The sequence below is a fragment of the Streptomyces sp. NPDC015139 genome (genome assembly GCF_043079785.1).
GTDB lineage: Bacteria > Actinomycetota > Actinomycetes > Streptomycetales > Streptomycetaceae > Streptomyces > Streptomyces albidocamelliae.
Genome location: NZ_JBIBUW010000007.1, coordinates 128,374 through 142,436, shown reverse-complemented (window position 1 = coordinate 142,436; position 14,063 = coordinate 128,374). Strand labels below are relative to the sequence as shown.

General features: G+C 72.8%; 15 protein-coding genes. 11 read left to right on the top strand and 4 right to left on the bottom strand.

The genetic code is table 11. The annotated features are described in order from the left end of the window. Window positions 1-2: 2 nt before the first annotated feature. On the bottom strand, window positions 3-1,100 hold the full coding sequence (locus ACF08B_RS20610) for an exopolysaccharide biosynthesis polyprenyl glycosylphosphotransferase (RefSeq protein WP_392318908.1): 1,098 nt from the start codon (window positions 1,098-1,100) through the stop codon (window positions 3-5). A 320-nt stretch (window positions 1,101-1,420) separates the two neighbouring features. Further along, window positions 1,421-2,599: a glycosyltransferase gene (locus tag ACF08B_RS20605; protein ID WP_392318671.1), complete on the bottom strand. Its 1,179-nt coding sequence runs from the start codon at window positions 2,597-2,599 to the stop codon at window positions 1,421-1,423. A 416-nt stretch (window positions 2,600-3,015) separates the two neighbouring features. Between ACF08B_RS20605 and ACF08B_RS20600 the strand changes: the two genes are divergently transcribed. The 8 genes from ACF08B_RS20600 to ACF08B_RS20565 all read left to right on the top strand — a co-directional run bounded on the left by ACF08B_RS20600 (window position 3,016) and on the right by ACF08B_RS20565 (window position 8,803). Continuing rightward, the gene (locus ACF08B_RS20600; protein WP_093477544.1) at window positions 3,016-3,255 is read left to right on the top strand and encodes a chaplin; all 240 of its coding nucleotides are present in this window, start codon (window positions 3,016-3,018) and stop codon (window positions 3,253-3,255) included. Window positions 3,256-3,427: 172 nt separating this feature from the next. Further along, window positions 3,428-4,669 (top strand): hypothetical protein, encoded by a 1,242-nt coding sequence (locus ACF08B_RS20595; protein WP_392318670.1) that lies wholly within the window; start codon window positions 3,428-3,430, stop codon window positions 4,667-4,669. Window positions 4,670-4,875: 206 nt separating this feature from the next. Further along, on the top strand, window positions 4,876-5,160 hold the full coding sequence (locus tag ACF08B_RS20590) for a hypothetical protein (RefSeq protein WP_093477547.1): 285 nt from the start codon (window positions 4,876-4,878) through the stop codon (window positions 5,158-5,160). Between the two features lie 161 nt (window positions 5,161-5,321). Beyond that, window positions 5,322-5,825 (top strand): DUF5949 family protein, encoded by a 504-nt coding sequence (locus tag ACF08B_RS20585; protein WP_392318669.1) that lies wholly within the window; start codon window positions 5,322-5,324, stop codon window positions 5,823-5,825. After that, window positions 5,825-6,409 (top strand): vitamin K epoxide reductase family protein, encoded by a 585-nt coding sequence (locus ACF08B_RS20580; RefSeq protein ID WP_392318668.1) that lies wholly within the window; start codon window positions 5,825-5,827, stop codon window positions 6,407-6,409. Before ACF08B_RS20585 ends, ACF08B_RS20580 begins: the two co-directional genes overlap by 1 nt. Before the next feature lie 101 nt (window positions 6,410-6,510). Beyond that, on the top strand, window positions 6,511-7,026 hold the full coding sequence (locus ACF08B_RS20575) for a hypothetical protein (protein ID WP_392318667.1): 516 nt from the start codon (window positions 6,511-6,513) through the stop codon (window positions 7,024-7,026). Between the two features lie 423 nt (window positions 7,027-7,449). Continuing rightward, window positions 7,450-7,953 (top strand): tyrosinase cofactor, encoded by a 504-nt coding sequence (locus tag ACF08B_RS20570; protein WP_392318666.1) that lies wholly within the window; start codon window positions 7,450-7,452, stop codon window positions 7,951-7,953. Next, a complete protein-coding gene (locus tag ACF08B_RS20565; protein WP_392318665.1) occupies window positions 7,937-8,803 on the top strand; it encodes a tyrosinase family protein in 867 nt (288 codons plus the stop codon). The genes ACF08B_RS20570 and ACF08B_RS20565 overlap by 17 nt, the downstream gene beginning before the upstream one ends. A gap of 81 nt (window positions 8,804-8,884) precedes the next feature. On the opposite strand, the gene ACF08B_RS20560 is transcribed toward ACF08B_RS20565, so the two are convergent. Continuing rightward, complete coding sequence (locus tag ACF08B_RS20560; protein ID WP_392318664.1) at window positions 8,885-9,184, bottom strand: chaplin; 300 nt, start codon at window positions 9,182-9,184, stop codon at window positions 8,885-8,887. Window positions 9,185-9,390: 206 nt separating this feature from the next. Here ACF08B_RS20560 and ACF08B_RS20555 point away from each other — a divergent pair, with 206 nt between their 5' ends. Further along, the gene (locus ACF08B_RS20555; protein WP_392318663.1) at window positions 9,391-9,942 is read left to right on the top strand and encodes a DUF2087 domain-containing protein; all 552 of its coding nucleotides are present in this window, start codon (window positions 9,391-9,393) and stop codon (window positions 9,940-9,942) included. Window positions 9,943-9,949: 7 nt separating this feature from the next. On the opposite strand, the gene ACF08B_RS20550 is transcribed toward ACF08B_RS20555, so the two are convergent. Continuing rightward, complete coding sequence (locus ACF08B_RS20550; RefSeq protein WP_392318662.1) at window positions 9,950-10,909, bottom strand: D-2-hydroxyacid dehydrogenase family protein; 960 nt, start codon at window positions 10,907-10,909, stop codon at window positions 9,950-9,952. Between the two features lie 562 nt (window positions 10,910-11,471). Between ACF08B_RS20550 and ACF08B_RS20545 the strand changes: the two genes are divergently transcribed. Together ACF08B_RS20545 and ACF08B_RS20540 are read left to right on the top strand one after the other, a co-directional pair. Then, window positions 11,472-12,131: an NADPH-dependent FMN reductase gene (locus ACF08B_RS20545; RefSeq protein WP_392318661.1), complete on the top strand. Its 660-nt coding sequence runs from the start codon at window positions 11,472-11,474 to the stop codon at window positions 12,129-12,131. Between the two features lie 600 nt (window positions 12,132-12,731). After that, window positions 12,732-13,985, top strand: a complete 1,254-nt coding sequence (locus ACF08B_RS20540; protein ID WP_392318660.1) for a hypothetical protein — start codon at window positions 12,732-12,734, stop codon at window positions 13,983-13,985. Window positions 13,986-14,063 lie beyond the last annotated feature (78 nt).

The window sequence follows — 14,063 nt, the reverse complement described above, 5'->3', positions numbered from 1 at the left end:
GGTCAGCTTCCCGTCGAGCGCACGAGCGCGGCCGCGGTGCGCAGCAGGATGCAGATGTCCTGCCACAGCGACCAGTTGTCGATGTAGGCGTTGTCGAAGCGGGCCCGGTCCTCGATGGAGGTGTCCCCGCGCAGCCCGTTGATCTGGGCGAGCCCGGTCATGCCCGCCGGCATGCGGTGCCGGGCCGCGTAACCGGCGTGCAGACCGCTGAACTGGACGACGAAGTACGGCCGTTCCGGGCGCGGGCCGACCAGGCTCATGTCGCCCCGGAACACGTTCCACAGCTGGAGCAGTTCGTCCAGCGAGGTGCGGCGCAGGAAGCGGCAGAAGGGGCTCATCCGCCGCTCGCCGGCCACGCTCCACCGGGTGGCCGACTCCTGCTCGTCGACCGGACGGTGGGTGCGGAACTTCAACAGCGTGAAGGGGCGCCCGTCCCTGCCGATGCGCTCCTGCCGGAAGACCACCCCGGGCCCGGCCGTGAGCCGCAGCACCACCGCGCACACCAGCAGCAGCGGAGCGGCCGGCACCAGCAGCGCCCCGGACACCACCATGTCCAGCGCCCGCTTGGCGACGCTCGTCCGCCGCCGGGACCCCAGCTCCAGCCGACGCACCGAGAACCCGGCGAGCTGGTCGCGCATCTCGTACGACGGGCAGTCCGCGTCCACCTCCCAGACCGTGCAGCCCGATTCGGCGAGCGCCCGCAGCAGCGGCCCCTTCTCGGTCCGCACGGCGGGGTCGACGGTGAGCACGACCCGCACCCCGTTCTGGATGAGCGCCCGCTCGACCTCCTCGCCGGTGCAGAGCAGGGGCAACCCGCTGCTGCCGTCCGGGTGTTCCGCGACGACGCCGACGGGCCGCACACCGCAGCGCGGGTACCGGAGGAGTGCGGCGGCCACCCGCTGCGCGGTCGCGGCGGGCCCGATCACCAGCGCCGTGTGCGGGTGACGCAGCTGCGCGACCCGGCGCCGCCAGTGCACCACGGCCCGGCCCGCGCAGGCCACTGCCGCGTGCAGCGCCCAGCCCAGCAGCAGGGTCCGCGCGGACAGGGCGCGTTCGGGGGCGTGGGCGGCGATCAGGGCGGCCAGCCCGAGCCAGACCACCGCCGTCCGTCCGCACACCAGGGGCAGTTCCTCCAGCACACCCGGCCGCGGACGGGCGGAGCGCGGGCGCAGCACCAGGGTGCCGGTGAGCAGGGCGGCGGCCGGCAGCGGCCGGCCGGCGGCCCCGTCCAGGGCGGCCGTGCCGGCCAGCGCGGCGAGCAGGTCGGCGGCGAGCAGGGGCGCCGGGGACGCGGGCCGCGCGGGCCGCCGCCGCGGCGGGAACCGGAAGCCGCCGCCGGCGTGGGCCGGCCGGAGGGGGGCGGACGCCGGTGCGCGGCCCCGGGACCGGGTGGCGGGGGAGGAGACGGTGCTTTCCGTGGTCACGAGTGGATGGACTCCCTGCGCTCCGAGGGCACGGACGCGGCCGACGCGCCACCGTCCCGGCCGCGTGCCTCCTGGGCGGCGCCGAGGAGTTCGCGGTAGAGGCCCGCGATCCGTTCCGCGGTGTGCCGCACGTCGTGCGTGGCGAGGACGTGCCGGCGCCCCTGCCCGCCGAGCGCCGCGCACAGCGGCGGGTCGGACAGCAGACGGGTGATCGCCCCGGCCAGCGCCCCGGGGTCGTCGGGCGGCACCAGGCAGCGCGCGGCGAGGGCGGCCGGCAGGCTCTCGCGGGCGCCGTCGACGTCGGTGACCACGACCGGCCGGCCGCAGCCCATCGCCTCCAGCGGGGCGAGTGCCATGCCCTCCCAGCGCGAGGGCAGCACCGCCAGATCGGCGGCCCGGTACCAGGGCACGGCGTCGGCGACCGCGCCGGTGAACCGTACGGAGGGGTGGGCGCGACGGCGTAACGCCTCGCGCTCCGGCCCGTCCCCGACCAGCACCAGCCGGGCCCCCGGATGCGCGGCGAGGACGTCGTCCCAGGCGCGCAGCAGTACGTCCTGGCCCTTCTGCCGGCACAGCCGTCCCACGCAGACGACCAGGGGGCCCGGCCCGGTGCCGCCCCCGGCCGGTGCCGGGGAGAAGCGGGCGGTGTCGATGCCGTTCGGGACGACCGTGTACCGGGCGCGCACTCCGGCGCGCAATCCGGTCGCGCGCTCTGCCTCGCTGACGCACACCACCCGGTCGGCCCAGCGCGCTCCCCGGCGCTCCCAGCGCAGGGCGAGGGCGGCGGTCGGTCCGCCGACGGCCTCGAACGACCATGCGTGCGGCTGGAACACGGTCGGTACCCGCCCACGGACGGCCAGCCGGCCGGCCAGTCCCGCCTTCGCGCTGTGCGCGTGCACCAGTTCGGGCCGTACCTCGTCGATCAGGCGTACGAGCCGTCGTACCTCTCCCGGCAGGCCCGGCCCCGGGGACCGGGCGGCCCGCCAGTCCCGGACGTCCGCCCCCAGTTCGCGCAGTCCCGCGCCGAGTTCGCCGCCGGGGCAGGCCACCGTGACCTGCAGGCCCGCCGCGAGCTGGGCCCGCGCCAGATCCAGTACGACCCGTGCGACACCGCCGTCGACGGGCTGGGCGACGTGCAGGACCCGCGCTCGGGGATCGGGTGCTGACTGGTGCATACGCGGGTTCCTCGCTCACGGGGCGCTCGGGACGGGCGGCCGGGGACGCGCCTGACTGCCGGGCGTCCACCGGGACGCGGAGTGCGCCGGCCCACGCCGCGTCCCCGTGAAAACGAGCCGCAAGCCCGGCTGGTCACCACCCCGCCGCGAAGCGGCGCCGGGATCGAACACGACGGCGCACCGGCCGGGCGTGTCGGCGTGCGCCGGAGGGCGGAGGGGAGAGCGCGTGTACGCACCGGCGCTCCCGAGGGAGGAAGTGGGCAATTGTGACGGAATCGCCCGGGCTTCCTTCCATAGGCGTGAGTGGCCCCCGCGCACATCACTCCATTGGCGGCACAACCCCTGGGGGCGCCACGCGTTGACACAGCGCCGGGCATCCGCCCGAATGTTGTGTCGATCCCAAGGAGCTCCTCTCCATGTCGCGTATCGCGAAGGGCCTGGTCCTGACCTCCGCCGCCGTCGCGGCCGTCGCCGGTGGTGCCGGTGTGGCCGCCGCCGACTCCGGTGCCCACGGCGCTGCCGCCAACTCGCCGGGCGTGCTGTCGGGCAACGCCGTTCAGGTTCCGGTCCACGTGCCGATCAACGTCTGCGGCAACACCGTCGACGTCATCGCTCTGCTGAACCCGGCGTTCGGCAACGCCTGCTACAGCGACTGACGTCGGGGCACCCCCCTTCGGCCGGCCGGTCACCCCGCGATCTCCTCGCGGGGCGGCCGGCCGGTTTTGCGCTCCCCCGAATGGGTCACGCGGCGTGTTCGCGCGGTTGCAGTGAGTCGTCGGTGAACGGACGGTGGGCTCAGGTCCCCACAGTTCACCGGAAGGAACACTCATGCGTGGTCTGCCGCCCCGGCGTCTCGCGTCCACTGTCCTCTGCGCCGCCGTCCTGGTCGGCATCACCGGCCCCGCCGTCGTCGCCGCCGACTCGTCCCAGGAACACACGCGAGCCGCCTCGCCCGCGTTCGCCCCCGCGGCCGAGAAGCTGCTGGCCCAGGTCAGAGCACTGGACCACACCGGTACCGTCCCCAGGCCGGTGCTCGACCTGCTCGAACAGTCGCTGGAGAAGGGCAAGCTGCCCGCCGCCGAGGCCCGGAGACTGGGTGACGCGGCGAAGAAGGCCCTCGCCGAGGCCGCGGCGCACCCGGCGTCCGCGGTCGCCCCGTCGGCGACGGCCACGCCCGCCGCCCCCACCGCGACGCCCACGGCACCGGCGGCCTCCACCCCGGCCTCCACCGGTGCCTCCACCGCGCCGACGACCTCCGCCGAGCCGACGACTCCCGCCAAGCCCGCGGCCGCCACTCCGGCGGCTTCGACGCCCGCTGCGTCGACTCCGGCGGCGGCCAAGCCCGTCGCGTCGACCCCGGCTGTCGTGAAGCCCGCGGCTTCCACTCCCGCGGCGGCCAAGCCCGCGGCCGCCACTCCGGCGGCTTCGACGCCCGCTGCTTCGACGCCCGCTGCGTCGACTCCGGCGGCGGCCAAGCCCGCTGCGTCGACCCCGGCTGTCGTCAAGCCCGCGGCTTCCACTCCCGCGGCGGCCAAGCCCGCGGCCGCCACTCCGGCGGCTTCGACGCCCGCTGCGTCGACTCCGGCGGCGGCCAAGCCCGTCGCGTCGACCCCCGCAGCCGCCAAGCCTGCGGCTTCCACCCCCGCGGCGGCCAAGCCCGCGGCCGCCAAGCCCGCCGCGTCCTCCTCCGCGTCCGCGTCCGCCTCTCCGAGCCAGTCCGTGGCGCCGGACGCGGCGGCCAGCCCCTCGCAGTCGGTGGCCGCGAAGTACCGTGACGACGCCAAGCCCGCGGCCCGCGACGCCGTGGACGACCTGCTCGCCGCACTGGACAAGGCGATCGACAACCTGGTCGACGCCATCACCGCCCACCTCGACCAGGTGCTCTCCTCGGCCGACGGTCTGGTCGACGGCCTCCTCGACCTGATCGACTCGGTCCTCGGCGGCACCCCCTCCACCCTGCCGTCACCGGTCTCCGTCGCCGCCGCGGCGGTGCCGGACGCGGCCGTGCCGTCGTTGCCCGCCCTGCCGTCGACGAGCACGTCCGCGGCCCCGGAACTGCCGGCCGGCTGACGCCGTACCCCCGCGTCCCAGCCGTCACGCCCCCGGGTGTGACGGCTGGGACGCCGAGGTGAGGCACGCCGAGGTGAAGCCGGCTGAGGGCTCCTAGGGGATCTCATATGTCTTGTGACCCGAGGGTTTCCGGCCCGGTCGCGACTCGTTAGGCACGGCGCCGGACATTCCCCGGGGTGACGTGAGTCGCCGAAGAAAGGAGCACGATGAAGTCCCTGAAGGCCGCCGTCGTCGTCGCCGGTTCCGTGGCCCTCGCCGGTGCCGCCGCGCCCGCGTTCGCGTCCACCGCCCACGACCTGCCGCCCATGAGCCTCAACGGCGGGCTGGCCTCGATCGCCGAGCACCCGCCCACCGTCCAGGACCTGATGCCGCTCCAGCACCAGTCGGACGCGCTCGACACCGAGAACAAGGACTCCGTGCTGAGCACCGTCAAGGACGCCACGACCACGCTCAACAAGCCGGGCCTGCTCGGCGGTCTTCCCCTGCGCTGAACCTCCTCGCCCCGCACAACTGGGCCGGTACCGCAGCCGCGGAACCGGCCCGCGCCGTGTCCGGGACGGCTTCCCTCGTTCGTGTGGAGCGCTCCGGGCCACTGCTCCGGACGGGTGAGAAGCCGTCAGGTCGCCCCACGGCCCGTCGGTATGGTCGCGCGGTGACCTCAGCGACAAGTGAAACCCGTCCCTTCCGCGCCGCCGACCTCGGCACGCTCGTCCTGCTCGCCTGGATGGCCAGGAACGAGGAGGGGGACGGCAGGACACCCTGTCTCCTCGCCTGCTCCCTGGGCGACGGCCCCGACGGTCCCGAGGCCGCGTCCGCCGCCGTGGAGCGGCTCCTCGGCGACGTCGGACTGCCCATCGGCGGCGAGCCCGTCGACGGCACCACCCGGCCGGGCCTCAAGGTCAGCATGCTCGTCGTGGCCGGGCAGATCGTCCTGCAGCTGCCGAACGTCAGCAGCCAGGTCACCCCGCCCGCCGAGTGGGTGCGGGCGGTCGAGAAGCTCGGTTACACCTACTTCATGTTCACCACGCGGATCTGTCCCTCCACCGGCCCCCGCCGGCCGGTCCAGGGACCGGAGCTGGCCGTGTTCGCGGGCTCCCCGGAGACCACCGACGCCGCCGCCCACGTCTTCCTGCCCGCCCGCGGCCTGCGCACCTGATGCAACGCCACGCGGGCGGCGGCCGTGCCTTCGCCCTGCTGGTCGTGCTCACGGGGGCGGCGGGTCTGCTCGCCTCCTGGGTCATCACCCTCGACGAGTTCAAGCTGCTGAAGAACCCCGCCTTCGTGCCCGGGTGCAGCCTGAACCCGGTGGTGTCCTGCGGCAGCGTGATGAAGAGCGACCAGGCCTCGGTGTTCGGCTTCCCGAACCCCATGCTGGGCCTGGTGGCCTACGGGATCGTCGTCTGCGTCGGCGTGAGTCTGCTCGCCGGGGCCCGCTTCCCCCGCTGGTACTGGCTGGTCTTCGAGGCCGGCTGCCTGTTCGGGATCGGCTTCGTCACCTGGCTCCAGTTCGAGTCGCTGTACCGGATCGACGCGCTGTGCCTGTGGTGCTGCCTGGCCTGGATCGCGACGATCCTGCTCTTCTGGTACGTGACGTCCCTCTGCGTGCGCCACGGCTTCCTGCCCGCTCCGGCCTGGCTGCGGACGTTCTTCGCCGAGTTCACCTGGGTGGTTCCGGTGCTGCACATCGGGGTGATCGGCATGCTCGTGCTGACGCGCTGGTGGGACTTCTGGACGAGCTGACTATTACGGCACCCGGGGGAATTGTGCACTGGTGGCGTTTTCGGCTCGTTACGCGGTACGGACGCCGAACCTCCCGCACCCTGAAAGGGACCGTACCTGAGATGAAGTCGACCACCCGAGGAACCCTTGCCGCCGTCGTCACGGGCATCGCTGCCACCGTGGGAGCCGCCGGTCCCGCGGCGGCGTCGGGCGCGGTCCCCGTCCCCGTGCCTCTGGGCGGCGTCTCCACGGCCCTCGACATGGAGCTGCCCCGCCTCGGCGCGCAGGTGCCGCTGGTGAAGCCGGGTGCCCCGGAAGGACCCCGGTACGTCACGGGCCGGCTGCTCCCGGAGCGGACGCTGCCCCAGCTGCCCGTCAGCAGCGGCCTGCCCGGGGTGGACGCCAGGTCCCCGCTGCCCCATGTCCTCGGTGACGGCGGCTTCGACCACGTCGGCCTCGACGCGCCCGCCTCCGACCTGCGCGCGCTCGCCCCCGGCCTGTCCGTGGACGCACCCCTGACGAGCCCCGACGCGGGGAACTTCGGCCTCCCGCGGCCCAAGCTGCCCCAGGCCGGCATCCTCACCCCGGTCCTCCAGAACGTCTCCAACGCGAACCTGGAGTCGGGGCCAGGTCTGTAGGGCGCGCGGGGCCAGGAGCCCGGCGGGCCTGCCGCAGGCCCTGGCCCCGGTCCGCCGATCCGCGTCCGGCACGGGCGCACCGACTGCACCCCGGCCGCCGCATCGGCCGGGGCGCCGTCGGGGACCGAGGCTTCTCGGAGGTCACCTCCCCCCCCCGCGTGTCACCGCCGCATCGGCAGCCCCGCCGACCGTTCCGTGGGCCGTCCCATCGACCGTTCCGTGCGCGTCTCGTCGGCCGTTGCGCAGGCCGCTTTGCCGGTCGTTCCCTCGGGGCCCGTCGCTCGCCGTATCGCCCGTACTGCCGTGCGGCATTCGCCCGTTAGCCGTCGTCGTACCACCGGATGGCCCTCCGACGGTGACTCCGCGCGGCCTTCAGCGGTTACCACTCCGGACAAGATCTGTAATCCGGACGAGGAGTGCGCGATGGTCGTCGGTGCCGGTGGCGTGGCTGTGGGCGCGGAACAACAGCAGGTGTCAGGGGGAGCGGGCAGACCGTCGCGCAGGGAGGTGACGCGGGGCCTGATCGCCTCGGCCGCGGCGCTTGCGCTGGCACCGGTCGTCGCCGCCTCCCGGCCCGTGCCCGTGAACGAGGAACCCGACGGCGACTCCTTCGACGAGACCTACCGGGGCCGCCGCATCCAGGGCTTCCTGGTGCCGACCGGGGGACGCAAGGCCACCGACGTCGAATGGCAGATCACCATCGACGGCCGCCCGCTGCACCTGATGCGCCGCGCCGACGGCAGCTGGCTGAGCATGGTCGACCACTACACGTCGTACGCGACGCCACTGGAGGCGACGCGCGCGGCCGTGGACCAGATCGGCCCCCGCCAGCGGCTGCGCGACCTGGCACCCGGCCCGGTCGGCGGCGAGCAGCCCGGCGGTCACCTGCACATGGCGATGGGGGGTCGGCATGGCGTACGTGCGTAAGAACGTCCGCAATCTCACCGCGACGGAGCGGCGGCGGTTCGTCGACGCGCTGCTGGCCCTGAAACGGCGCGGCGAGTACGACGACTTCGTGCGCATGCACATCCAGTACTACACCGCCGACGGCGAGGACGGTCTGCGTACCGCCCACATGGCCCCGTCCTTCCTGCCCTGGCACCGCAGGTTCGTGCTGGACCTGGAGCGGGCGCTGCGCCGGATCGACTCCTCGGTGACGGTGCCGTACTGGGACTGGACCCGGGACCGCTCGACGACCTCCGTGCCCTGGACGAAGGATCTGCTCGGCGGCAACGGCCGGCGCTCCGACCGGCAGGTCATGACCGGTCCCTTCGCCTACGCGTCGGGGCACTGGACCATCAAGGAGGGCGTCACGGACGGCCGGTTCCTCGCCCGGGACCTGGGCCGCTCCGCCTCCCCCATCCAGTTGCCCACCAGGAAGGAACTCCAGGGGGCGCTGGACGACCCGGTCTACGACGCCTGGCCCTGGAACTCGACGGTCCGCAAGGGCTTCCGCAACAAGCTGGAGGGCTGGGGGTCGGGTTCCGGCAGCGCGTCCTGGCACAACCACAACCGGGTGCACCGCTGGGTCGGCGGCGCGATGCTCGGCGGGGCCTCGGTCAACGACCCGGTGTTCTGGCTGCACCACGCCTTCCTGGACCTGCAGTGGTACCGCTGGCAGCGTGCCCACCGCAGCCACCGCTACCTGCCCGCCGAGCCGCCCGGCGCCCGCGACGAGCAGCACGAGCGGGTGGTGGCCCGGCATCAGAAACTCCCGCCGTGGAACGACACCCCGGACCAGCTCGAGGACATGAGCGGGATCTACCGCTACGCCTGAGACGCGAACGGGAGCGGGAAGAGGAAAGGGAAGGGCCCCGGCGCTCGGAGTGCCGGGGCCCTTCCTTCTCGTACGGCCGGATCAGTTGCCGTAGCCGCCGTCGTGGCTGGGGCCGGGGTTGCCCGGCATGCTGTCGCCACCGCTGTGGTTGAGGCAGTTGTCGCCGAAGGCGGGGTTCAGCAGGCCGACGACGTCGACCGTGTTGCCGCAGAGGTTGACCGGGACGTGGACCGGAACCTGGACGGCATTGCCGGACAGCACGCCGGGCGAGCCGGCGGCCAGACCATGGGCACCCGCGTCGGCCAGAGCCAGCCCGGCCCCGCCGACCACCACGGCACCGGTGCCGAGGGCGACAACGGCTGACTTCGCGATGCGAGACATCACGTTCTCCTTTTGTTGCTCGGTAAGGCGCAGCAGCAGGCCAGCCACCGCACTCCCCGTTCAACGGCGGCACACGTACCTGGTCACGGTGATCGGCGGGGGATCACCCTTTTAACGGCAGCCACCCGGCGGGAGGCCACACCCCCGGCCCCGCACCCGGCGTAATTCGGGGGCGGCGGGCCCGGGCGCTGACCTAGCCTCCGGCCATGGACACCGACAACCCTCCCGAGCCGGCCGAACGGTCCCGGCAGCTGATCGGCCTGCTCGCCGAGGAGCGGCGGCTGCGGGCCTTCGCGGCCGTGGTGCTGGGCGCGGACAGCGCCGGGCAGGTCGCCGAGGCGGCCGGGCTCCCGGCGAAGGACACGGCCCTCGCGCTGCTCAGGCTGCGCGAGCAGGGCGCCGTGACAGAGCGTCCGGACGGCGGACTCACCGTCTCCTACGGCCTGTTGCGCGAGCTGGCCCGCACCGAGCGGTCCCCGCGGCCGTCCGGGGACGCCGTACTGGACACCTTCGTGCGCGGCGGCCGGCTCGTCCGGCTGCCCGCCCAATGGACCCGCAAGAAGCAGGTGCTGCGGCACATCGCCGAGCGGAGCTTCGAGCCGGGCGTGGAGTACCCGGAGCGCGTGGTGAACGAGCGGCTGCGGGGCTGGTGCGAGGACTCCGACGACACCGACCATGTGACGCTCCGCCGCTACCTGGTGGACCTGGGGCATCTGCGCCGCAGCGAAGGCGTCTACACGCGCGTGACGACGTCCTGACGGGCGCTCAGGGCAGCCGCCGTACCGGTGAGCCGGCCAGGTAGGCCTGGATGTCCTCCACCGCCTGGCCGTAGTAGGTCGTGTAGTTGGCCCGCGACACATAGCCGAGGTGGGGCGTGGCGAGCAGGCGGGGCGCGGTGCGCAGCGGGTGGCCGGCGGGCAGCGGCTCGACGTCGAAGACATCGACGCCGGCGCCCGCGATCCGGCCCTCGTGGAGCGCCGCGAGCAGGGCCTCCTGATCGACGATGGCCGCGCGGGAGGTGTTGATCAGGAAGGCGGTCGGCTTCATCACCGCGAGTTCCGCGGCGCCGACCAGGCCCCGGGTGCGGTCGCCGAGGGCCAGGTGCACGGAGACGAAGTCGCTCTCCGCGAGCAACTCCTCTTTTGATGCGGCTAGTTCGACGCCTTCCTCCTCGGCGCGCTCCGTGGTGAGGTTCTGGCTCCACGCGCTGACCCGCATGCCGAAGGCGAGCCCGACACGGGCCACCCGGCTGCCGATGCGGCCGAGCCCGAGCAGGCCCAGTCGGCTGCCGTGCAGGTCGGCGCCGACGGTGGACTGCCAGGGGCCGCCCGCCCGTAGCGCGGTGCTCTCCTCGACGATGCCCCGGGCGAGACCCAGCAGCAGCGCCCAGGTCAGCTCGACCGGCGGGGTCCCCGAACTCGCCGTGCCGCACACGGTGACGCCGTGCGCCTGGGCGGCGTCGTAGTCGATGACGCTGTTGCGCATGCCGGAGGCGACGAGCAGCTTCAGGCGGGGGAGGCGGGCGATGAGGGAGCCGGGGAAGGGCACGCGTTCGCGCAGGGTGACGACGATGTCAAAGCCGGCGAGGGCCGCGGCGAGGGCGTCCTCCCCGTCGAGGTGCTCGCGCAGCGCGACCACCTCGACCCTGTCCTCGATCACCGACCAGTCGGCCATGCCGGTGGCCACGCCCTGGAAGTCGTCCAGCACCACACAACGCAGTCGCACGCGATCCCACCCCTTCGACGCTCCCGAAGATCCCGAGGGCGACTGTAACGGCAGGCCGGGGGCGGGCGCCGGCGGGGACACCGGCGCGGACGGAGAGCTCCGACCGGGTGATTTTCAGCCTCGGCCGAGGATGCCGGCCCGTCCGGGACACCGGCTTCGGCGTGTCGCGCGTCACCCGTTCCGAGCAGCAAAAACGCCCTCCCACCGGTCCCACTGACCAGCGGAACAGAGGAAGCCCATGGCTCTGACCTCGTCGGATGCCGTGGGCTTCTGTCGTTGTTGGTTGGCGTCGGTTGGCCTCGTACGGCCCAGCTGCCAGTCCTTACAGAGGTACGGCCCCGGCGAGTGACCCAAGGTGCTGATCACCCGGCCTGGGCGTGCGTTGGCTCCATCGATGGCCAGGAGGACCGACCGCGCACCATCTCTCCAGTGGCCGAGCCATTGTCCTGACCGGCTCGGACCTGTCGGTGCCTGGCCCTGTCGCGAGACGCCAGCTGAGGAACCACACTTGTCGGTGGGGCGCCCTCCTGGAGGGGCTTGCCCGCGACGGAAGGACGGATCCATGCCCACGGACTCGCTTCCCGGCCCGCTGCGGTTCCTGGTCTTCGGCGCGGCCCTGCGGGCCGATTCTACGAACGCCCGCCTCGCCTCCCTCGTGGCCCGGCTCATCTCCGACACCGGTGCCGCCGTCGACCTCGTCACCATGCGCGACTTCGAGATGCCCTTGTACGACGGCGACATGGAGGCCGGCGCAGGGCTGCCGCACGGCGCTCTCGCCCTGCGCGACCGGCTTGAGCAGAGCGACGCCTTCGTCATTTCCTCGCCGGAGTACAACGCCTCCGTGCCAGGGGTACTGAAGAACGCGATCGACTGGGTCTCGCGTGTCAGGCCGCAGCCGTCCAAAACCAAGCACGCGTTGCTCGTCTCCGCCTCGCCGTCGCTGGTCGGAGGCAACCGCGGATTGTGGGCTCTGAGGATTCCTCTGGAACACCTGGGCACCCGCGTCTACCCGGACATGTTCAGCGTGGCCAACAGCTACCAGGCCTTCGCCGAAGACGGAACGCTGGCCGACCCCGGGCTGCAACAGCGTCTCACCGAGACGGTGTCGGGTTTCCTCAGCCTCGTCGAGGCAGACGTGCGCTACGTCTGTCTCGAACGCCGCTGGTACGAGTTCCTGGGAGACCGCACCGAGGCGGCCATCACTCAGCGGGCCGAGAAGTGAGTCCCTCGATTGCGATTCCGGTGTCGATTGTTCCCCGGGGTACCCCGCTTGATCCGGCACACGTCTGGCACGGCTCCGGCTCGCCGGCGCGTGAGCTCGATGGGGAGTGACCATCGCTTTAGGAGTTCGCACACTCTGGGGAGCGGCGTGCCGAAACGAGGCGTGGTGGTCACTCGGCGATCCAGATGCGACTGCTTCGGTGCACCACCGTTCGCCGCCGTTGATGTCAGCTGGTGATGTCAGATCTGCTCTGTCGCTTCTTAGGTCAGCCAACCCGCGGAGGCACCCGCAGAGGCACCGGCTCGTCCTGCCCATCCCACCTCACCCGCAGCACCGAAGGTATCGACGCCTGCTGGGCGGATCCGCATCGGCCCGGCTACAGGTCGCTACAGGTACTGAGGTCATCAGGCAGGGGGCCTGTGCTGCTCGTGTGACGTATGCGCACGCAACGCCGCTGTACTACTGAGCAGTCGTACAGGACAGCCTCGCTGCCGTGGAGTCCGTGGCAGCCCTGGAAGGGATACGAGAGTGGTACTTCAGGCAGCACGTCACCGGCGTTCGGCAAAGCGCCGCCTCATCGGCGCAGGCGCCGTGGCGACCGTGGCCGGAATCGCGCTCACCGCGACGCTCGTAGTGAACGCCGACGCCGCGTGGACGTCCGCGTGGAATGTCACCGCGTCCGGCTGGTCAGGCCAGGACGACCCCCAGGTCTCCATCGACCGCTCCGGCGATACGCTCCTCGCCTGGGCGGCCATGGACAATGCGAACAGCTCCTATTTCCGCGTACAGACCCGGGTGAAGTACGCAAACGGCACCCTGGGTGCGACCCGCACCCTGTCCCCGGACGGCCGCGCCATCAGCTGGGTGCAGGCCGACTCCGATGACACCGGCGACTCGTCGGTGGTGTGGCAGCAGGACAGCACCGTCGTCGGCCGCCGGGTCGCGTCCTCCGGCAGCCTCGTCGGCTCGCTGCAGATGCTCTCCACCCCCGGGTCGCCCGCAACCACGCCCTCGGTCGCCGTGACGCCCGGCGGCAGCTCGATGGTGGCGTGGACGGAGATCCGCGACGGCAGCTGGTACGCGGTGGCCCGCCGGCTGAAGCTCGACGGCACGCTCGGCGCGGTGCACACGCTCGGCTCGGGCTCGGCGGAGCCGCCGGCCATCGGCGTGGACCGCAATGGTCAGTTCGTCGTCGCCTGGGTACGCGGCTCCGAGGTGGTGGCCAAGCGGATGACCGCGACCTCGATCTCCGCGGCGAAGGTGCTCACCACGCCGATCGCGGCATACGGCGGCTTCGGCATGGTTCGGGTCGGCGTGGACCGGGACGGCGACGCGGTGATCAGCTACCACTCCGGCGGCGGCGACCGCTCGCAGGTCTGGGCCTCGCGCTGGAGCCACACCGGCACGCTGTCGAACCCGCTGCGTATCTCGACATCCACGGAGAACGTGGACTTCCACCACACCCTCGGGACGGACCTGGACGGCGACTCGATGATCGTGTGGGTACGCAACAACGCCGGCAAGCGCGAGCTGTACGGCCGTAAACTCTCCGCCGGCGGCACCCTCGGCGCCATCACGTCGCTGGGCGCCGGCGACCGCCCCGACCTCGCCCTGGACGACGACGGCGACGGCATGCTGGTGTCGCAGACCACCACGGCCATCTCCACGCCGCCGTACAGCGTCACGAAGGCCACCGCCCGGCTGATCAGCCGCTCCGGCACCTTCGGCAGCGCGAAGACGCTCACGACGGACGGCCGCGTGCCACAGGTCGCAGCGCGTCCGACGGCCGTGTTCACGACCACGTGGCAGCAAGAGTCGTACCCGTACACGATCAAGGCGATCACTGGTCCTTGATCTGTCTTGGTCGACGGTGCCGACGCCGGAGTCCGAACCATCCCTGTGCGCCCTGCCGCTGACCCTGCGCCCCTTCGT